We start from the raw sequence: 24,819 nt of genomic DNA, 5'->3' as shown, positions 1-24,819 counted from the left end.
AAATAACGCTTAGATGTTTAAAATATCCGATAAAATGCATAAAAAAATGCTTTTTGTCTTATTCTTTCAATAAAAATACCGATATTCACATCGTTAAAAGTCAATTAAATCGGATTAAATGTATTATTAAGAAGTTTTAATCTTACATTTTTAATTTTTTATAGAGAATCATCAACTAGCTATATTTCTTTTAATAGCTCATATAAAGGAAATATAAAACCAATTATTATGAATAGATCTACTTTACAGTTTGTTTTACTGTTTTTGTTACTCTCTATAACTGGTGCTGCGCAAACATTTGAACCTTTTACCATAAGAAAAAACATAGAGTTGAAAGGAAATATGGTAGTTGTTGGAAACAGTATACTTGGCCAGGATAACTTACCTTTTAACGATTTATCAAAAGACAACCAAGATATATCGATGCAATACATTGATATAGATGGTATATCGTCAACTTTTAGTTCTAGTAGTGCAGATGTGGTGATTCCTAATCAGCCCGATGGTAGTTCTACAACTTGTTATAGGGTAGTATATGCAGGATTGTATTGGAGTGCTATTTTGCAAAGTGGTGATAGGTCTTCTATAAATCAAATTAAATTTAAAACACCTGCTAGTAGAGTTTATAATGATGTTATTGGTGAAATAATATATGATGCCATTGTCGATCCTATTCCTTCGTTTTCAGGAGAACCGGCAAATATACCTTATGCTTGTTATGCAAATGTAACCAACCTTTTAACAGGACTTTCAAGTTTAGAGGGAACATATACTGCTGCTAATATTACCTCAAGCGAAGGATCAAATTTCAGTACTGGTTTGGCCGCAGGTTGGACATTAGTGATCATTTATGAAGACCCAAATTTAGACACGAAATCTTTTACAACTTTTGATGGATTTAGTCACATATATGATTCTCATTTTGAAGAAATTCCCATTTCTGGATTTAATACACCACCATCTGGTTCTATTGATATTCAAATGGCTTATGCTGCATTAGATGGAGATCGATCTAAACGTGCTACAAAATTAGAAATTGACGGAAAAGAGGTCACATCATCATTTAGACCTGCAAATAAGTTTTTTGGATCTGTAATTGAGAATTCAGATGGGGTATCCTACCCAAGAAACCCATTTAGCGCAAATACATTGGGATACGATACAGGTTTTTTAGAAATTAAAAATGCAGAGCCAGAATATATAAAGAATGGAGACACCTCGTCTGGATTTACTTTGCAAGTAGCCCGAGGACAAGCAGATCCAGTTTTTACTTTTTTAAACTCATTTGCGGTAGATGTTATTGCGCCAGATATAGTATTAACGAAGATAGTAACAGACGATACAGGAACTGAAATTGATGGGGCTGACGTTGTTTTAGGGCAACGATTATTTTACGAAATAACTTATCAAAGCGTTGGAAATGATAATGTGGTGAATTTCACTTTGAAAGATGTCTTGCCAGATAATATATATTTTGATCCAGCTACAGACATTGATTTAAGTAATGCTGGAGGTGCAACACTTCAATCGTATGATCCTTCCACAAGAACGCTTATTTTCAATATTCCAAGTGGCTCAGTACAGGTTGGAGATCCAGAGTTTGTTATAAGATTAGCAACACAAGTTGTATCCGATTGTTATGACTTAAGTCAAGCATGTTCAAACGAAATTACGAATCAAGCTTTTGCTTCCTATAGCGGTGTAATTAATAATGCGCTGGTAGTAGACGAAGGAAGTTTTGCTACAACAGAGTGCTTTGGAGTGCCTGGAAGTACTAATTTTTTAGTAGATATAACTAATTGTAATTATCAAAGAGATCAAGTACTTTGTGGAGCAAGTGTAGATTTAGTTGCGGCCGATGGATATGACAGTTATTCTTGGTCCAGTAGCCCGTCGGGAACACCTGTGATTGGAACTGATCAGACCTTTACAGCTGTCAATACAGGCACATATTATGTAAAAAACACAACATTATCAACATGTACTTCAATTAATGAGGAGATCACGGTGATACCATACGGTAGCACACTTACCAATCCTATAATTCCATTTGCTGATGAGGTTAATATTTGCCCAAACGATGGAAAGACGTTGCCAGATATATATTTATGTGGTGTTAATGCTACGAGGGAAATAAATACAGGAATTGCAGATGCGGTATCCATAATTTGGGAAAAATTAGATGAATCTAGTTGTTCGGCTGTTGGTATAGATAATTGTGCTAACGAAAGCTCTAGTTGTTCTTGGAATCAAATAGCAACAGGACCAAATTATGTGTCAGACACCTCTGGTCAATTCAGAATTGTTATTAATTATCCTGGGGGGTGTTTTAGTAATTACTATTTTAATGTATATGCTAATCTATTGGCCCCAACAATATCTGCAAGAGATATTATATGTAATACACAAGGTCAAGTTACAGCTGGAGGTTTTCCAGCTGATTATGAGTATAGTTTGGATCCACTAGGGCCTTATCAATCATCCAATGTATTTGCAATTAATTCACCAGGATACTATACTATTTATTCTAAACAAGTTGGTGTTGATAGTAACCCATGTATTTTTGAAACTCCGAGTATTTATGTTAGACAAAGAGATGTTTCTATTACATCAAACATTTCACAACCCTTGTGTTTTGGCGATAAAGGAACAATATCGGTTGCCATCAATGATGGTCTACCTCAATATAATTTCTCCATTTTATTAGGAGGAACACTTGTGAGTAGTTCTGGACTAACAAATCAATCTGATCATACTTTCGCAAATTTAAACAAAGGGATATATACAGTAAATGTATCTACTGATGATGGCTGTATCTTTAGTAATGATATTGAAATCATAGAACCCGCCCATTTAACTGTAAATTCTGCGCTCACTAAAGCTTTAACCTGCGAAGATGGTGAAATTACAGTTTATCCAATCGGAGGAACGCCTCCCTATTTATATTATGTTAACGGTGGGACAGATTTTCAAGATATTCCGATCATTCCTGTAACCGCTTCAGGAACTTTTAATATCCGTGTTGTAGATTCGAATAACTGTAGAGCAGAAACATCTATAGAGGTTGAACAGATTGATGAACCTGTTTTTAATATTGATGAAACAAACATTTTATGTTATGGCTCTAATTCAGGTCAAATTCAATTTAATGTTACAAATTCAAATGGTTATACTATTGAATATAGCATTGACAATGGGGTAACGTACTCTAACAACCCGATTTTTTCAAACTTAATAGCAGGAACATACCAAGCTGTAATTAGGTATTCATTGAATGGAACACAGTGCTTAAGCACGTCAAGAAGTATTACCGTTTTAGAACCAGTTGCATCTGTTACGGCTTCAGCTGGTGTGTCTCAATTAGCCGGTTGTGGTCCATCAGGCGAAGGTTCTGTTAGAATTACCAATCCTCAAGGTGGTATACCGCCTTATGAGTTTAGTTTTGATAATCAAGCCACGTGGACATCTTCTAACGAAGTTTTTTTAGCCCCTGGAACCTATACACTATATGTGAGGGATTCTAATGGATGCGTATTTCCAACCATGGATGTCACCATAGATCAAGAACCTTTAGCACCAACCATTGATATTTCAGATCCAGAATTTAATTGTGATGGTTCTGCAAATTCAACAGTAACAGTTACCAATTTAGGAAGTAACTCATTTGCATATACATATTTGCTTGATGGCGTTGAAAATCCGAATACAGCAGACCCTACGGTATTTGAAAATGTGCCTAATGGCGCACATACTATAAGTGTAACTTATCAATTACTAAGTGTACCGACTTATAGTAATTTATTATTTGAAAATTTTGGGTATGGTGATGATACATTTTCCCCCGGAATAAATTCTACTTACTATTGTTTTGAAAGGCAAGTTGCTGCAACACAATGCGGAAATAGTACACACATAAATGATGGCGAATATTCTGTTACTGCGAATATTGAACAGCCATTTGGAGCGTGGCTAAACCCCACTGACCATACACCTGGAACGAACCCTCCACCTAAAGGGAGGTATTTGGTTGTTAATATTGGTGCTTCTATTCCTACTACAGCCATCCTGTATGAAAAAACCATAAATGATATTATACCTAACCAACCCATAAACGTAGAATTTTTCGCCATGAATTTGGTGAAGGCAAGTAGTTCGTTATTTGATCCCAATTTAACTGTTGCTTTAGTTGATGGATCGGGTACAGAGATATCTTCATTTAGTACCGGCAATATTCCAAAAACAGAAGTATGGGAGAATTACCCAAAAACACCTTTAACGCTAGACCCAGGTGCAAACACAAGCTTAAAATTTATTGTTAGATCTAATGTACAACAGACTAGTGGTAATGATGTGGCAATAGATGACATTAGAGTATATCAGCTACCTACTGCCTGTATTAAGCAAAGAGACTTTCCTATAGTTATAGATTCAGGAAATGCCTTTACAGCAGCAATAGTAAGCACGACTAATGCAAGCTGTGCAGGAAGTAGTGATGGAACAATAAAAATTTCAGCTCAAAATTTTGATGCTACGAATGGTTTTCAATATTCTATAGACGGAATAAATTGGATAACTCAATTAACATCACCTCACGACATTCCTGGATTAGCTAGAGGTAATTATAATGTACAAATTCGTTTTGATAACATAGAAACGGGGTGTGATTTTAGTTTTAATCAAAGCATTTCCGAGCCAGCGCCATTAAGTGTAAATGTTTCGTCGAGCCCAATGACTTGTCTTAATGGAGCCACTGTTACGGCTGTGGGTTCTGGGGGAACACCAGCTTATAGTTATGAATTGTTAGACACTACTTTAAATTTGGTTTCAAACTTTCCAAGCACCGGTATTTTAACCAATGTTGCTCAAGGAGACTATATTATCAGAGTAACCGATATTAATAATTGCACAGAAACTGCTGCCCTTAATTTAGTAAATGCTATACCGCCAACAGCAACTATTATAAATACCGATTATTGTTATGACAGTGCCGACAAAGCATCTTTAGAAGTTTCAGCTTCTGGAGGCCAATTACCTTATCAATACAATATTAATGGTGGCCCATTTCAAACGAACCCAATTTTTAATAATTTAACACCAGGCGACTATAACATTATTGTTAGAGATGCCTTTGGATGCGAATTTACTATACCTACCGAAACAATTGCTCCTCAGGTAACAATAAATGTGGCACTAACAAAGGAGTTGGACTGTACGTCCTCGGCAGATGCTATTATTAGTGGAACTATATCTAGAGGTTATCCTGACGCTAGCTCAAATTACCAATACGAGGTCGCTTTTAATGGAGGAGGTTTTAGTAGTTTGGGGTCTACAGGAATAAACTTCACCTATAGCGCAACAGCAGCTGGAACCTACCAGTTTCAAGTTATTGATGATAATAATTGTAAAGTCCTCTCTAACGAGGTTACAGTTAGTCCTATTGTTTTACCTACTGCAACAGTAAATACAGTAAATCCAAGTTGTAACGGAAATTCTAATGGAACAGTTCAAATTATTCCTAGTAGCGGTGTAGGTCCCTATACCTTTAGCTTTAACGGAAGCTCTTTTTCATCTACCTCTATATACACAGGATTAAGTGCTAATATTAACTATAGCTACCAAGTAAGAGATTCAAAAAATTGCATATTTAGCGGCTCTATAACTCTAACAGAACCTACTATTCTTGCCTCTACAGCTACAGCAACAAATTTTAGCTGTAATGCATCTAATGGAAAACAATCGGCATTAATTACTATTGCAGTTCCAACAACAGGAACAGCACCATATACTTACAGTTTTGATGGAGGAACGAACTTTAGTTCAAGTAATACATTTACAGTAAACGATGATGGAAGCAATCAAACAATTTCTTATGCAGTAAAAGATGTTAATGGTTGTGAAACTTTGCCTCAAGATATTACTATCGATGCTTTAAACCCACCAACAGATTTAGACCTAGTAGCTTCAACGATCACTTGTAATAATCCAACGTCAACCGTAAATATTACAACAATTAATGGGGTAGGAACTTTACAGTTTGAAACGTTAGCCCCATCACCAATTATATTTAGCAAACAAACATCTTCTACATTTACGGGCTTAACAGCAGGGACTTATGTGTTTAGAGTTACTGATGCGAGTGGATGCTATTATACGGAATCTATTAATATACCGCCTGTTACTGAAATTGCTGTAACTGGTCGAATAGCGAATAATGTGAGTTGTAATGGCGGAAATGATGGAGCTATTGGTTTTAGAATTAATCGTTTTACATCGACTTATAGTTATAGTTTTAATGGAGCCCCTATTGTTACTGCTGAAAACAATCCTCGCCTTTTATTTACGGGCTTAACAGCGGGTATACAAACTATTACAGTAACTGATGAAACTACAGGATGCACGGAAACAGCAACTGTTACCGTTACCGAGCCAACCAATGCGTTAATAATTAATAGTGCTACAGCTACAAAAGTACATTGTAACCAATATAATTCACAGATTACCGTTGCGGCATCTAATGGTACGGCAAGTTACACCTATGCTGCAGTAGTTGCTGGAGACCCAGTACCCGGTGTTGCAGATTATAATAGTAGTAATGTTATTAATGTCGATACTAATACTGGATCCAATTTAGTTTGGGATGTTTATGTAAAAGATGCGAATGCTTGTATAGCATCCACTACAGCAACAATTTCTTTAGATACACCTCCAACAGTAACGGTTCCTGCACTTTCTCCAGATCAATGTAGTGTGTTGTCAGGCTTTACATTTACCGCTAATGGCACAGGTATTGCTCCTTTATCTTATAGTATTAATGGAGGTGCTTCATACCAATCAAGCCCTATATTCACGGTAAATACTCCTGGGAATTATACGGTAACTGTAAGAGACGGAAATGGTTGTACAGCAATTAGCAGTAATTCACTTGAAGTTTTCGAACCTTTAACAGCGAGTGCTACTTTGACTAAAGATATCTCCTGTGTTTTAGGTGATGAAGATGCCAGTATTGATATTACTGCCGCTGGCGGAAATGGGCCTTATACTTATGAGGTAAGTGATGATAATGGTGCGACTTATAGTACTATAGCTGGGCCTTCTTATACTACTGCGGTTGCAGATACATACCAATTTAAAATTACTGATGATAATGGTTGCGAGTATGAAACTAACCCAATAACGGTGTCTGCGCCAATAAACCCTGATATTACTAATGTAGTTCAAACACAAGCTATATTATGTAATGGAGAAGAGACAGGTGCTCTAAACATTAGTATTAATAATGCACTAGGTTTATCACCATTTGATATTAATGTTTTTAATAACACTGAAAGCAGAGATTATGGTACTCAAACTTCTGGTTTAGATGCAGGTGATTATACTATTACCGTAACAGATGCCAATGGATGTACTGATACAGATACGATTATTATTAGTGAGCCATCATCCCTTAATGTAGCATATACTGCAGTTCCCGTAACATGTATTGGACCAGGATTAACTCAAGGATCAGTTATCATTGATAGTGTAGTAGGAGGAAATGGACCATATAATTATTTTGTAACCAGTTCTAATGGATATTCAAAATCAGAGCTTAACAACTTAGGTACAACATCTGTTAATTTTGATGTTGTTGATTTTGGATTATATCAAATTCTAGTTGTGGATACAAATGGTTGTTCTTTTTTAATACAAGATGTATTAATAGCCTCGCCACCTAATGATTTAGATATAACCGTAATGGCGCCACCAGCAGATTGTTCAACTGGAGGTTCTGCTACTGTAACCATAGGTGCACCTTTAGCAGGAAGTGGACCATATCATTTTGCAATATATACGGGTTCAGGAATGACTTATACTGCACCTACAGTTTTTCCATGGCAAGATGAAACTACTCCGGGTAGTGAAGACACTATTTTTACTGATTTAATACCAGGTGCCACTTATACTTTTATTGTATATGATGAATTAACTCAATGTTATTATTATGAAGTGTCTACACTTTCTATTCCAACAAATTCAACATTAACTACTAGTGCGACAACATCCAATAATATTGCTTGTACTGGTAGTATAGATGGAAATGTGAGTTTTGATATAACAAGTATTTACCCTGTTACTACTGATGTAACATATGAAGTCTTTGATTCATTATCTTTAGTAACCACTGGTATTACAGGATCAGGTACAGTACCTGCAACAGGTAGTTTAACAGTATCTAATTTAGGTCCATTACCGGTAGGTAGTTATATTGTTGTAGTTACTGAAGCAGTTGGAGCTACTAATGCGGGATGCAGTGTTACCACATCTCCGGTTAGTATAACAGAATCTGCATTCTTATTATCAATAACAGCATCAGTATCTAAAAACGAAAACTGTAATGAATTAGGTGTTATTACTGCAGTAGCTAGAGATGGAACCGCACCATATGAATTCATATTGTTGTCAGATACTGATCCAGCACCAATAGCTTCAGATCTAAATTGGGCTTCAGCAAATACATTTAGCACATCGGCAGATGATTATACAGTATATGTGAAGGATGCTTATGGTTGTATACAAGAAGTGGATATAACTTTGGATAGAGATCTAGAACCAACAATTAATACCGTTCCGCCCCAATGTTTTAATGGGACACCAATTAATATTACCTTAGTAGAAGGTACAGGTACTGCTATTGCGCCATTATCCTATAGTATTGGAGGAGCATACCAATCAAGTAACACCTTTAATATAAGTACAGCGGGTACCTATAATCTATCGATAAAAGATGGAAATGGATGTATCGTTTCAACAACTTATGAAGTTACACCGCCTCTATTATTAGATGCAAATATGACACAAGATTTAACTTGTGATGTAGATGCTAGTATTTCTTTGACACCAGGTGGAGGCTCAGGAGCATATACCACCTACGAGTGGAGCAATGATGGCGGTCTCAATTATACCGTTATTGGAGGGGCAGTTTTTACAACAAATTTAAGTGGAACATATCAATTTAGAGTAACAGATTCTCAAACATGTCAGGCGACCTCAGCATCGATTATAGTAACTCCAAACACCACACCAACGCTTACAGAAACCCATGTAGACGTAACCTGTAATGGTGATTCCGATGGAAGTATCGTGGTTACTCCAGATAATGGTGTTGCACCGTATGAATTCAGTATAGACGGTGGGACAACTTTTCAGGCTTCAAATGTTTTCAATGGATTATCATTTTTGGGAAGTCCCTATAGTGTAGTAGTTAGGGATGCTAAAAGATGCGAGTCTCTGGCAAGTTCAGTAACTATAGGTCAGCCTTCAGCATTAGTTGTTAACGCAAGTTCACCAGGTTTCTTATGTGATGTATCTAATATTAAGCAAGGAGCTCTAGTAACTATTGATATTCCATCAACAGGAACAGCGCCTTATAGTTATAGTTTTGATGGTGTTAATTATAGTTCAACTAGATCACTCACTGTGTTTGATGATGGTACCGATCAAACTATAAATTATTTTGTGAAAGATACCAACGGGTGTACCGAATCTGGATCATTAATTCTTGAAGGATTAAATGCACCAACAGATTTAACGTTTAACCCTATTACAACAGTAACTTGTACAGTACCTACCTCAAACGTAGAATTAACAGCGACAAATGGCGTTGGCATATTAAGTTATGAAATTATAGCACCAATTTCTGTAGGGCCGCAACCTTCCAATATATTTACAGGGTTAGCTCCAGAAACTTACACCTTTAGGGTAACAGATGAAAATGGATGTTTCTATACAGCATCATATACGGTAGAACCTGTGACTAATATTACGGTACGAGGACGGGTTGCGAATGATGTAAGTTGTAATGGAGGTAATGATGCCATTGTAGGTTTTAGAGTAGGCGATTTTTCGACCACATATAGTTATGTTTTTGATAGTGACCCTGCGGTTCTTACACAAACTGATTTAGTTATTCTTAAGTCTGGATTATCAGCAGGAAATCATACGCTTACTGTTACAGATGAGGTTACTGGTTGTACAGCTACAACAGCGGTTACAGTTATTGAACCAACCAACGCTTTAGCAATTGATAGTGCTGTTGGAACAAATGTGCATTGTAACAATGATAACGCTGTAATTACGGTAACAGCATCAGGAGGAACTCCTAACTATGAATACGCAGCAGTAATTTCCGGCAGCACGCCTACACCTAGTGATTACGTCTCAAATAATGTTTTAAGTGTAGACACCAACTCTGGTTCTAATTTAACTTGGGATGTATATGTAAAAGATGCCAGTTGTATAACACCTACTTTTACAACAGTTACAATTATTAATGACCCTTTACCAACAGTAAGTATTCCTGCTCTTGCTGCGAACCAATGTAATGTAACGGGAGACCTTTATGAGTTCACTGTTACAACGAGTACTGGGGTTGGAACCTTAGAATATTCGATAGGAAACGGCTACCAAACAAGCGATACATTTACAGATTTATTACCGGGAGCTTATTCAGTAACTGTAAAAGATGAAAATGGTTGTACGGCAATAAGTCCGACATCAATTACTATTAATGAATCTTTAGACGTATCACCTTCAATTACAACTTTACCGAGTTGCTCGCTTGTAGGAGATGGCGTTATTACGCTATCAGCTTCAGGTGGCACAGGAACATATAGTTATACAATAAGCCCAAGTGCGGGTACTAGTGTTTCAGGAAATACGATTTCTGGATTATCATCAAATATTTTATATACCATAACGTTAGACGACACGGTATGTACTAAAAATGCAACTATAACATTAGATCCACCAACACCAGTAATTTTTACAACAACTCCAAAAGCAGTAAGCTGTAATGGAGGGAGTGATGGGGTTATAACAGTTAATTTACCTGTTACTAATGATAATCCTATTTATACATATGAGATTATAGCTGGTCCGATGTTAGTTGGAAATCAGACATCTAATGTGTTTTCAGGATTGATAGCTGGAGTTTATACCGTTCAAGTTACTTCGGGCAGATCTTGTATAGAAACAGAAATTGTTACCGTGAACCAACCAGATGAAATTATTATACCAATGCCGACGGTTGTGGAGTACGCTTGTACTGCAGATACAAATTCAACAAATTTTGCAACAATTACAGTAAATGGAGTCGTTGGAGGGTCTTCAAATTACACGATTTATGAGTTTATTAAAGGTGGAACAGTTGTGCAAGCAACTAGCAGTAATCTTTATACCGAAACCGATTTACTAGGAGGAACTTATACTATTAATATATACGATGATAAAGGCTGTCAAGGAGATACAGCGGCTACCATACAACCTTTTATTCAATTGAATACTTTAGATGTCGTTATTGATAATGCCATCACATGTATCAATGATGAAGACATCACTGTTTCAGTCACTTCAACAGGAGGAACCCCAACAAATTTAGAGTATACTTTAGAAGATGTTAGTGGAGCTATTGCAAATCAAACAAATATTAATGGAATATTCACAAGTTTACCAATTGGTGATTATATTATTACTGCTGAAAATACAGATACAGGCTGTAGTTTACAGACTGTACACTATGTAAATGATCCAAACACCTTTGATGTAACTATAGACAATGTTGCTAATGTGACCTGTTTTAGTGATTCTGATGGCAGTATTGACATCACATTTATAGATAGAACACCAAACCCAACAGATGAATCTGGTCCATTTACGTATACAATTGATGATGTACTAGGTAATCCTGTAACGTCAGGAACAGCTGCCAATCTAGGACCAATTACTATTTCTGGTTTGAGTTCAGGTACTTACAACATTACAGCAAGTCTCACAAATACACCGTTTTGTTCGATTAGCAAGAACTTTACCATTACGGCACCAACTGAAGCCTTGAGTATTTCAGAAACACATACTGAAATTACATGTGTAAGTGGGAACAATGATGGTTCAATTTCTGCTGGGGCATCAGGTGGATGGCCTGGTGATTATGAATTTCAATTAGAATTTGCTGCAGGAGGTATTATAAGTGCATATGCCAATATGTCAAATTTCTCAGGATTAGTAGCAGGAGATTATTTAATTAGCGTTCGAGATAGTAAAGGTTGTGTAGCTTCAACAAACGTATTGCTAGTAAATCCACAAGCAATTACTGCAGATATAGCTACTACTCTAACACCTGTTTTATGCTTCGGAGATACAAATTCTAGTATTGAAGTGACTAATGTAAGAGGCGGACAGGGCAGTAATTATACATTTACACTTAATAGAATTTTACCAGTAGCTACATCATCAGGACCCCAAACCTCTAGTACTTTTACAGGGTTAGGAGCAGGAACATATAATGTGCTTATACAAGATGGGTATAGTTGTGAATTTACAACAAGGAACGTAGTTATTACTGAACCAAGTTTAGTTGAGGCTTTGTTAGTTCAATCAACTTCTGAGACCTGTACATCAGGATCGACACTTACTTTAAGTGCTAAAGGAGGAACAGGATCCTATGAATATAGTGATGATGCATTTTTTGCAAATGTTATTGGAAGCTTTACCACAGATGTAACTATTACAGTTTTCCCTGAGACGACTTCAATAACTTATAAATATTATGTTAGAGATGCAAATGCATGTAATTCTCAAGTATCAAACGAAATAACTATAGATCCTGTGCCTAAACTTCAAGTAAATATAGATGCTACCAACGCTTTTATAAATTGTAAGGGTGACAACACTGGAGTTATAGTAGCTAGTGCGATAGGAGGCTTAGGTAATTATACATACATATTGCAAGATGAAATAGGAATAGATATTACACCAGCCCCGACCCAAAGTAACCCAGGCGTATTTACTGATTTACCTGCAGGTACATATCAAGTGCGTGTAACAAGTGGCATTGATTGTGAGGAAGTTTCAGAACAAGTAGAGATTACTGAGCCTTCTTTTACACTGGAAACCTCATTTAGCACAACAGACGTTACATGTGCTGGTGGAGACAATGGAAGTATAGAAATAATAGCTACAGGAGGTACTGGACTTATTAAGTATGCTATTTCTCCACAATTAAATCAATTTTTTGAATTTCCAATTTTTGAAGATTTAACAGAGGGTACTTATCAAGCTATTGTTCAAGATGAATTGGGGTGTTTTGTGCTAATTGATTTTGTAATTAATGAGCCTACAGAAGTTTTATTGAGTATAGTTCCTAATTCTATTGTACCTGAGATTTGTTCTGGGGATCTTGATGGCGCATTTAGTGTAAATATTACTGGAGGCACAATGCCATATAGCTATAGTCTAGACGATATTGATGGTACGTATGCGTTAGGAACACCTGCGCAAACTCAATTTGACTTTGATAATTTGAGTGGGGGTAATCATATAGTTTATGTTAGAGATGCTCAAGACTGCGAATCTGAATGGAATATTACACTACCAGAGTCTGTTTTATTAGAACCTCAAGTGGCTATCGAATATGGTTGTACCACCAATTTGTCAACTAATACCGTAACTGTTTCCGTGCATTCAAGTATTACAGATTTATCAGATGTAGATTATTCTCTAGATGGAAGTTTATTTCAGTCAAGTAATATGTTTACCGATGTTCCTTCCGGAAGCGATCATATTATAACGGTAAGGCATACCAATGGGTGCGAAGAATTAAGTCAAGAATTTGATATTGATCAAATTGACCCATTGCATATTACAATTAATGATGGAGAATTAAACCAAATTGTCTCTTCTGTTTCAGGAGGGGTGGCCCCTTATACCTATTCTGTTAACGGAGAAGAATATGGTGATGAAGAAAAATTTTATATATATAGTTCGGGAGATTATACGGTAAATGTAACAGATGCCAATGGATGCGTTTCAGCAGTGACAAGATATTTTGAATATGTTGATGTATGTATTTCAAATTATTTCACACCAAATGGTGATGGAACATTAGATGAATGGGGACCTGGTTGTACCACGCAATACAAAGATTTAACAGTACATGTTTTTGATCGATACGGGCGCGAGATAGTGCTGCTAAGAGTAAATGAAAAATGGGATGGAAATTATAAAAATAAAGCATTGCCATCTGGAGACTATTGGTATATATTAAAGCTAAACGACCCAAAAGATGATCGTGAATTTATAGGACACTTTACATTGTATAGATAATGGAAAGAGCCATAAATTCACTAATAATTAGGATTATGCAAAAACGAAAACTAATCATATACATATTACTTTTAGTGGTACTAAGAGGGTATGGGCAAGAACTAAATTTGCCAGTTTTTACGCAGTATTTAGCAGATAACAATTTTGTAGTTTCTCCTACTTACGCTGGGATTGGCGATAACCTAAAGATTAGAGCTAATGGTTTATCCCAATGGGCGGGTGTTGCAGGTGCTCCAGATAATCAATCTCTTTATGGCGACTTTAGAATATGGGATCGATCGGGTATTGGATTATCGTTATATAATGACAAAAATGGAAATACAAGACAAACTGGATTTAAATTTTCTTTCGCACACCATCTTATTTTAGATTATTATACAAAACAATACTTGTCATTTGGTATATCTTATAATGTTAACACATTCAGAATTGATATAGAAAACTTTGATGGAGGAACCGAAAATCCAACATTAGATCCATTTGTAACAGATGATAGGAGAACAACTAATAATAACTTTGATGTTGGCGTATTGTATAGAAATAAAGGATTCTTTTTAAGTTTTAATGTTAACAATATATTAGATAAAAATTTTGACGAAAGTATTAGAGTAAAAGAACCAAGACTATTACTTAATTATCAGATATATTCAGGGTATACCTTTAAAGGAAAAAAGAAAAGTGGTTTAGAATTTGAACCATCTATCTTTTATCAAATGTTTAGTAGTGATAGTCGTTCAAGTACAGATATGAGCTTTAAATTAAGAAAATATAGTAGGGGTGAAAACTACTTGTGGGCAGGTGTATCCTATCGATTCTTAAATGATCAGCTTTTTAAGCCTTTAAATGTTGGACCTATGCTAGGTTTTCAAAAATCACTATTCTATTTTGGATACGCCTATCAAATCACTACAAATCAAATAGCAAATTACAGTTCAGGAACTCATGTTGTAACCATTGGGCTAAACTTCTTACAAGGTATAAGTAACTGTCCATGTACTCAAAGTCCTGTACGCTATTGAGTTATCTATTATTTTTTAGCTTTCCTTTACATACCTTCGCTAACTTAATTTTAAGTTAAGTATCTAATAATAAGTTGTTTATGGTTTTACTTTTGAGATAATATGATACTTATAAACTCTTTTTTTATTTACATAATAAGGACATACGTAAATATTAGTGTTTTGGATTTTTACAAAACATATTTTATTGAAATGTTTTTCCTACAAATCAATGTAAAAATCGGATAAACGGCATAAAATTCTGACTAAATAACTATATTTTCCTATTCCCTTACATTTTTCTTTTAAAAATTCCGATATTTAAATCGTCTAAGAGTATTATTATACAGGTATAAGGAATATTTTGAGGAAATATTCTTACATAGATATTATAGATGTTATAATAATTAATTAAAGATTAATATTTCTTTTTGAAAGCCCCAAGTAAAAAAGAGATCTAAATATAACCGCCATGAAAAAACCTACTTGTTCAAACAACTTGTTTGTTATTGCTTTGCTATTATTAAGTGTGCAATTGTTTTCTCAAAATCTAGTCCCATTTAGTCCTAGATATGACCAAGCTATTAAGGGAGATATACTTCAAATTGGAAATAGTAATGTAGGTATACATGTTAGTGATCCGTATAACGGAACAAATACTAATGATCAATTGGATGCAGCTGTATTTGTCGATATAGATGGAGATCCAAGTACGTTTAATTCAAGTACTGCCGACTTAGACGTACCGAACGATGTAAGTTGTTACAGAATAGTATACGCGGGATTATATTGGAGTGCTGTTGTAGATGGTGATACGCCAATCTCAGATATTAAATTTAAAGTTCCTGGAGGATCTTATGTAGATATTACAGGAACAGAAATATATTATCAAAACGCTGCTAATGACAGGTTTTCAAATACATATGCTTATTATCATGACGTAACAGATATGTTAACTGCTTTAGCAAATCCTGAAGGAACATATGGCGTTGCTAATATATCTTCAATGGTAGGGCCTAAACCAAATAGCGAAGGTCTTTCTGCTGGATGGTCACTTTTTGTAGTCTATGAAGACCCACTTTTACCAAGTAAATACATTACGTCTTTCGATGGGTTTACTAAAATAACAAGTACTATAAACGAAACGTTTCCTGTTAATGGTTTTAAAACCATTCCTACTGGCCCGGTTCGGGCAAAATATGCCTTTAGCACGATTGAAGGAGATAGAAGATGGGAAGGGGATTACTTATTAATGAATGGAACACCTATTAGTGCAACTAATAACGCCGGAACAATAATTAGAGAGGAGGATAACTTTTTTAATAGTACCTCATCAATTATTGATCCTATTACGAATACGCCAGAGATAATGACCACTAGGTTGCCTGATGGTTCAAATACTTTAGGCTTTGACTCTGGAATAATTAATGTTCCTAATGCAGGAAATACGTTAATAGCAAATGGAGCAACTTCTGCAACTATCAGCTTAGGAAGTAATTTAGATATTTATTACTTCTATTTTAATGCTTTTTCTATTGAAATTATTGCTCCTAATATTGTTTTAACAAAAATAGTAGAAGATGAACTAGGGAACGATATTGGAGGTCAGATAGTAGATTTAGGAGATGAGTTATATTATACTATTGGATTTCAGAATAATGGTAATGATGATGCAACGGATTTAATTATTAGAGATATTTTACCAATAAATATTGTTTTTAATTACCCAGCAGATATAGAATTTTTACCACCAGGAGTAACGGTTCAAAGTTATGACCCCTTAACAAGAGAGCTAATTTTTAGCGTAGATAGGGATATCGTTGAAGAAAACGATCCAGTATCTGCAATTAGGTTTAAAGTTACTGTGGTTTCAACTTGTAGCTTACTTGTTGATGCTTGTTCAAATAATATTGATAACCAAGCTTATTCAACTTATAAAGGAACCATTAACCCAGATTTTGTTATTTCTGACGATCCTAGTTTTAACACGAATACGGGGTGTCTATTAACACCAGGAGCGACCAACTTTTTAGCCGATATTAATGATTGTACTTTTGAAGAAGAAGTAATTCTGTGTGGGGCAAGTGTGGAATTAACTGCTGGTAATGGCTATGACACGCATTCATGGTCAACGAGTCCTACTGGAACTCCGGTAATTGGAACATCTCAATCTATAACTGTAACAGAAACAGGAACATATTATGTGCATAATTATGCCATTGCTCCATGTCAAGATACTGATCAAGTATTTGAGGTGGTTACATTTGGTGCAAACGTTACTAATCCCGTAATACCTTATGCAGATGAGGTTGTCACATGTCCTAACGATGGTAAAGAATTGCCAAATATTTATATATGTGGATCGAACGGAGCTAGATTGATTGAAACGGGCATAACGGATACAACATCAATGATATGGGAGAAATTGGATGAAGGAAGTTGTGCGGCTGTTACAAATCAAGATTGTGCGAATGAAGATTCAGGGTGTACGTGGAATGAAGTAGCTACAGGAGCCAACTTTATGGCAGATACTTTAGGGCAGTATAGGTTGACTTTAAATTATTCAGGAGGTTGTTTTAATCAGTTTTATTTTAATATATACACAAATTTATTGGAGCCTACTGTAACATCCAGAGATATATACTGTACAGTACCTGGTGAAATTGCGGTTGGAGGTGTATCTAGTGGATATGAGTTTAGCCTTGACGGAACTAATTACCAATCAAGTAATACATTTTCAGTAACTACAGCAAACCTATATACCGTATATATTAGACAAGTAGGGGTAACTCCAAATCCTTGTATTTTTACTGTACCTGATGTTCAAATTGTTGATCATGATTTTTCAGTATCAACAATAATTACTCAACCATTATGTCATGGAGAACAAGGTAGTGTGGCTATTGCAGCGAATGATGCACGCCCTCAGTACTTCTTTTCAATTTCCCAAGGAGGAACTTTGGTTAATAGTGTTGGACCTATCACTCAAAGCGATTATACGTTTTCGAACTTAAATGCCGGAACTTACACGGTTGATGTTTCTACGGAAGACGGTTGTGTGTTTTCAGGTGACATAGAAATTATTCAACCGCCTCTTTTGGTAGCTACTTCAGCTTTAACAAAACCATTAACTTGTACAGAAGGGGAAATCACTGTTTACCCAGTTGGAGGAACACCTCCCTACTATTATTTTGTAAATAGTACTACTGTTTTTCAGAGCACACCAACAATTCCTGTAACAGCCGCAGGTACATTCGATATTAGAGTAGTGGATTCGAATAACTGTTTTGCGGAAACGTCTATAACGGTTGATCAAATAGATGCACCTAGTTTCAATATCGTAAAAACTGATATACTATGCGCAGATGGAACCGATACAGGAGTTATTGAGGTAAATGTTACGAATGCAAATGGTAATAGTTTAGAATATAGTATTGATAACGGAGTTACATTTTCCAATTCACCAATATTTGCAGGTTTAGCAGCAGGAAACTATGATGTTGTTGTGCAATATACAGCTGGAACCGATGCCTGTGTTTCGGCACCACAAGAGATAGTAATTCATACTGCTGATCCAATTGATGGTACCGCAGTCGTTACAGCACCTTATACATGTACGACTACAGGTGTTATTACTGTTTCTGGTGTTACAGGTGGTACAGCACCATATACGTATAGTATTGATGGTGTAAACTTTCAGAATGGGACAACTTTTTCAGGTTTAACTGATGGAACTTATAATGTATCCATAAGAGATGCTATTAATTGTACATTTATTGCAGCACCCGTGACAATTAGTTCTTTAACACCACCAACTGATTTAACATTTGCTAGTACACCATTAAGTTGCCCACTTATTGTGTCAGATGTTACTTTAACAACTGTAGGAGGATTTGGTACATTAGCATATGAAATAATGGCTCCAGCAAGTGCTGTTTCAAATATTTCAGGTGCAGCGAATGGGGTTTTTACAGGCTTAGTCCCAAACACATATACATTTCAGGTAACAGATGCTAATAACTGTGTATATACAGAATCATACACTATTGCACCTTTACCACCAGTAGCTTTTAGTACCGTTATTACAAAAGACCTTGATTGTACCATATCTCCCGATGCTGTTATAACAGGATCAATTACTAGTGGTACAGCACCATTTACTTACGCGGTTTCTTTTAATGGAGCCCCATACGGAACTGCTGTTTCTACTGGTTTAACATTTACGTATTCAGCCTCAAATTCAGGAACTTATCAAATACAAATTACAGATAATAATGGCTGTACAGCTGAATCTATAATACAAACACTTAGTGATCCGGTTACAGTTACAGCAACAAATACATCTACAAACCCAACTTGTAATGGGGATAATGATGGTTCTGTTACACTAACAGCCTTAACAGGGCAAGCACCATTTACTTACAGTATAGATGGAGGAAGTACCTTTGTATCCTCAAATGTATTTGGAGGCCTAATAGCTGGAAATTATAACTATGTAGTTAGAGATAGTAAGGCGTGTGAAGCAACAGGCTCTGTTAGTTTGGTTAATCCCCAGCCCATAAGTGTTTCAATAATAAGAAATCCTGTAGATTGTAGTTCAGGTACCGGTGGAAGTTTAGATGTTTCTATTACCTCGGGAGGAGTCGCTCCATTTGTTTATAGTTTATATGACAATACTTATACTCAAATAGGTTCTAGTGTTAGTACATCGTCAACCACTAATACGTTTTCAGGTTTAGTTTTTGGTGATTATTATGTAACTATTATTGATTCTAATGGATGTGAATTTAGAAGTAGCGAGCAGCGAATAGATACTCCTCCAAATATTCAATTGGATGGAACTGCTACAACTGGGTTATGTACAACAGGTGCTACAGTCGATATTTCTGTACTGTCCGGAACAGGACCATTTACCTTTTCAATATATGGTCAACCTTCAACAGCATTTACGGCTGCACTTGGCGTAACTACTCATACATTTACAGCGCTTGACCATGGTGTTACGTATCAATTTCAAGTTGAAGATGCTGGAGGGTGTTTTTCTATCATAGAAGAAACAACGCCCGTTCTTTCTAATATTGTTATTGATCCAATAACAGCGACTAACGTAAATTGTAGTGGTAATAATGATGGTACGGTTAGTTTTACCGTTTCAGATTACGACGCATCAGTATCTTCAATATATTACGAAGTAAGAGATGAATTAACGAATAACCCAATTACTCCAGCTCAAAATGGAACATTTACTGGATTATCAGGAGCTTCTGCAAGTACAACAATCTCAGGGTTATCAGCGGGTAATTATACCTTGTTTGTAGAAGAAGCTGATGGTACTTTATGTACTGCTTCAAGAATATTTCAAATTACTCAACCAATACAACCACTCCTGTCTGTTGTTGCATCAAATAACAATGCAAATTGTAATGTAGGTGCACAGATTACTTTAACAACTACAGGAGGAACAGGACCTTACATGTATGCCGTAGGAACATCAGGTTTTACACCTGCATCAGGAGATTTTGGAAGTAGTAATGTTTTGAATTTAAATTATGCAACAAGAACAAATTGGGATATTGTTGTTAGAGATGCAAATGGTTGCGAATTTAGAATTAATGAAGATATCGATATCGATCCCGAACCTGTTATTACGGCAACCGTTAATAATCAATGTACCGTTACAGAAGGTAACTTTACTATCGATGTGGCTTTAACAGCTGCTGGAATCATGCCATATACTTATAGTGTTGATGGTGGAGCTTTCCAAACTCGAACAGCACCATTTACAATTACAAACTTAAATTCAGGGACACATACAGTTCAAGTTCAAGATACAAATGGCTGTGGTAATTTAGTGAGTGTTGACATTCAAGCTCCACTTAATATAACACCTACATTAACCACGTTACCAACGTGTAACGATAATGATGGTGTAATAACAATAACAGAAACAGGAGGTTCAGGCTCGTATACTTATAGTATTAGTCCAAGTCCTGCAACTGCCATTTTGAATGTAAATGAATATTCAGGTTTACCATCGGGAACGTACACCGTTACGATAACAGATGCATTAACATCATGTACAATGGATGCAACGATAGTCGTGCCAAGTCCGTCTGCTCCAGTGGTTAGCACTACGTCTATGCCCATAACTTGTTTGAGTGATAACAATGGTACTATTGATATTAATGTAACGGGGTATTCAGGGACTTATAATTATGAGGTTTTTAATAGCTTAGGAACTTCGGTTACAACAGGTTCTGGTAATACATCGGTGAACCCTCAACAAGTAACAGGGCTTCTTGCAGATAATTATTCAGTGGTTGTTACAGAGACCGCAAGTCCGTTTTGTTCAGCAACTTCAAATATAATTGTGGGGTCTCCATCAGAGGTTCTAATGGTTGATGCAATAGAAACAGCAAGTGTTACTTGTGATAACGATGGCGGTACTATAGTAGCCATAGCAAATGGAGGTTGGGGTAGTTATCAATATGAATTAACAGGTTCAGCTTTAGTGGCCTATTCATCAAATGGAACATTTTCAGGTTTAACAGCAGGAAATTATACTGTTAACGTTTTAGATGCTGGAGGATGTATTGCTTCGGATAATGTAACTCTGATACTTCCAACTATCACAGATGGTAACATTACAGCTAGTACAAATACTTTAACCTGCTTCGGAGATACTAACGCAAGCATTACGGCTAATGTTATATCTGGAGGACAAGGAAGTAATTACACATATACTCTTAATCAAATATTACCAACGGTTAGTTCGTCAGGACCTCAAACATCTCCTATTTTTAATGGACTAGGAGCGGGGACTTATAGTGTAACTATTGCTGATGGGTATAACTGTGATGCTACCACTGCCAGAGTGACTATTTCAGAACCAACACCTATTGAAGCTACTTTGGTTAAAGCAGTATCGCAAACATGTTTTTCTACAACGACCTTAACGTTAAGTGCAACCGGAGGTACTGGAACATATTCTTATAGTGATTCGCCGGCTTTTACATCGGTTTTGGGATCGTTAAATCCATCTACTACCATAACAGTTTCAGCGGGTACTTATATGTATTATGTTAGGGATGCTAATGGATGTATCTCAACAGTTTCCAATGAAATTAAAATTGATCCACTTCCACCATTAACCGTAGTGATTGATAAAACTAATGCAACCATTAATTGTGCAGGTGATAGTAGCGGCGTTATTGTGGCCCAAGCTCAAGGTGGTTTAGGTAATTACATTTATGTGTTACAAGATGGAACGGGAACAAACATAACACCTGCTCCAGTTCAAACAACCGCAGGAGTATTTACAGATCTTCCTGTTGGGATGTATCAAGTAAGTGTTTCAAGTGGTTTAGATTGTGAAGAAGTTTCTGAAGTAATAACAATTACAGAACCTGATCAGCCATTAATGGCTAGTCCTACAGTGAATGATGTGACTTGTAATGGTGGTGATGACGGTGTTATGGAGATTACCGCTTCTGGAGGAACAGGAATTATTAAATATGCGATATCTCCGCAGCTTAATCAATTTTTCGAATCTCCAATTTTTAGTGATTTAATGGCTGGAACATATCAAGCTATTGCTCAAGACGAATTAGGGTGCTTTGTTACTTTCGATTTTACAATAAAAGAACCTTCAGCAGTTCTATTAACTATTGTTCCAAATTCAATGGTTCCTGAAATCTGTTCGGGTGATCTGGATGGAGCTTTCAGTATAGAGGTTTCGGGCGGGACTTTACCTTACAGTGTTAGTTTAGACGATATCTCAGGAACATATATTACAGGAGATGTAGCTCAAACTATATTTGACTTTGATAATTTGGACGGAGGTGATCACATTGTTTATGTTAGAGATAATGAAGGTTGTGAGTCTGAATGGAATATTACATTTCCACCATCTGTATTACTTGATCCACAAGTTGAGGTTGAGTTTGGATGTGTAGATAATTTAGCAACCAATACGGTTACGGTTACTTTGGACCCAAGTATTTCTGATAGTTCAGATGTAGACTACTCGCTAAACAATGGGCCTTATCAAACAAGTAATGTGTTTAATGACGTAGTTGCAGGCTTAGGGCATAGTATTACTGTGCGCCATACAAATGGTTGCGAGAAAACAACACTAAGTTTTGATGTAAATGAAATAGAGCCACTAGAATTAGAATTAAGTGATCAAGAAAATATTAATGAAATTGTTGCCATTGCCTCAGGAGGTACTGCTCCTTATGAATTTACACTAAATGGAGAGTCTTATGGAGAGGAGAACACATTTATTATCTACGCATCAGGGGACTATGTAATTACTGTTACTGATGCAAACGGATGTGTTGCTTCTGTGACGGGGTATTTCGAATATATTGATGTATGTATTCCTAATTATTTCACTCCCGAAAGTGAGGAGTGGGGTCCAGGATGTAGTGATCAATACAAGGACCTTACTGTTGATATTTTTGATAGATATGGTCGTAAAATAGCAACGGTAGATGTGGATACTAAGTGGGATGGAACCTATAGAGGAGCAGAATTACCAACTGGAGATTATTGGTATTTAGTTAAGCTTAATGATCCCAAAGATAATAGAGATTTTGTAGGACACTTTACGCTATATAGATAATGAGAGTTATAAAAATAAAACAGATATTAATAGGCGTTTTACTTTTAGGAGTACTAAGCGGTTATGCGCAAGAGTTAAACCTGCCGGTTTTTACTCAATATCTGGCTGATAATAATTTTGTGGTGTCTCCAACATTTGCAGGTATAGGAGACAATGTGAAAATTAGGGCAAACGGACTTACCCAATGGGTAGGTATTAAAGGAGCACCAGATAATCAATCTATTTATGGTGATGCTAGAATTGCCAACAGAACAGGTGTAGGTGCGTCATTCTATAATGATAGAAACGGAAATACTATTCAAACGGGTATGAAGTTTTCTTTTGCACATCACCTTATTTTGGACTATTATACGGAGCAGTACCTTTCCTTTGGGATTTCATATAATTTGAACAATTTCAGGGTAGACATAAATAAATTTAATAATGGTAATGATACTCCTGTAAATAATCCATTAATTACTGATGACAGAAGAACTTCGAATAACAATTTTGATATTGGTGCCTTATACAGAAATAAAGGCTTCTTTTTAAGTTTTAATGTTAACAACATGCTTCAAAAAGATATTGACGAATCTATTAGGACTCAAGAGCCTAGTTTACTTTTAAATTATCAGGTATATTCAGGATATACGATTAGTGGACCGAAGAAAAGTGGTTTAGAGTTTGAACCTTCGTTATTTTATCAATTATTCAGTAGCGATAAACGCTCGAGTACAGATTTAAATTTTAAAGTTAGAAAGTTTAACAGAAGTGAAGATTATTTATGGGCAGGTATTTCATATCGATTCTTGAATGACCAATTCCTTAAACCATTAAATATTGGTCCAATGGTAGGATTTCAAAAATCAATATTTTATTTTGGATATGCTTATCAAATTACAACTAACGAATTATCTGCTTATAATTCAGGAACACATGTCGTAACTATAGGTTTAAACTTTTTACAAGGTTTAAGCGATTGTCCTTGTACTCAGGGGGCTGTGCATAAGTAGTAAAAAAAATAGCGAATAATTTGTTTCTAGATTAGGTTTATTATGAAATTGAAAGGGGTATCTT

Annotated in this window: 4 protein-coding genes; all 4 read left to right on the top strand. The window is 35.9% G+C overall.

Going from position 1 to position 24,819, the window contains the following annotated elements:
• The first annotated feature begins 228 nt into the window (after positions 1-228).
• Positions 229-14,139 carry a T9SS type B sorting domain-containing protein gene (locus Q0857_RS12195; RefSeq protein WP_298535640.1) on the top strand — a complete coding sequence of 4,637 codons (13,911 nt, stop codon included), beginning with the start codon at positions 229-231 and terminating at the stop codon, positions 14,137-14,139.
• 35 nt (positions 14,140-14,174) lie between these two features.
• Positions 14,175-15,158 (top strand): type IX secretion system membrane protein PorP/SprF, encoded by a 984-nt coding sequence (locus Q0857_RS12190; protein WP_298535638.1) that lies wholly within the window; start codon positions 14,175-14,177, stop codon positions 15,156-15,158.
• A gap of 451 nt (positions 15,159-15,609) precedes the next feature.
• Positions 15,610-23,763, top strand: coding sequence for a T9SS type B sorting domain-containing protein (locus Q0857_RS12185; protein WP_298535635.1), 8,154 nt, complete (start codon positions 15,610-15,612; stop codon positions 23,761-23,763).
• Positions 23,763-24,755 (top strand): type IX secretion system membrane protein PorP/SprF, encoded by a 993-nt coding sequence (locus Q0857_RS12180; protein WP_298535633.1) that lies wholly within the window; start codon positions 23,763-23,765, stop codon positions 24,753-24,755. Before Q0857_RS12185 ends, Q0857_RS12180 begins: the two co-directional genes overlap by 1 nt.
• Positions 24,756-24,819 lie beyond the last annotated feature (64 nt).

It is taken from the genome of uncultured Algibacter sp. (assembly GCF_947495925.1).
Taxonomy (GTDB): domain Bacteria; phylum Bacteroidota; class Bacteroidia; order Flavobacteriales; family Flavobacteriaceae; genus Algibacter_E.
Note: the sequence above shows the minus strand (reverse complement) of the source record. Positions and strands in the feature narration are given on the sequence as shown.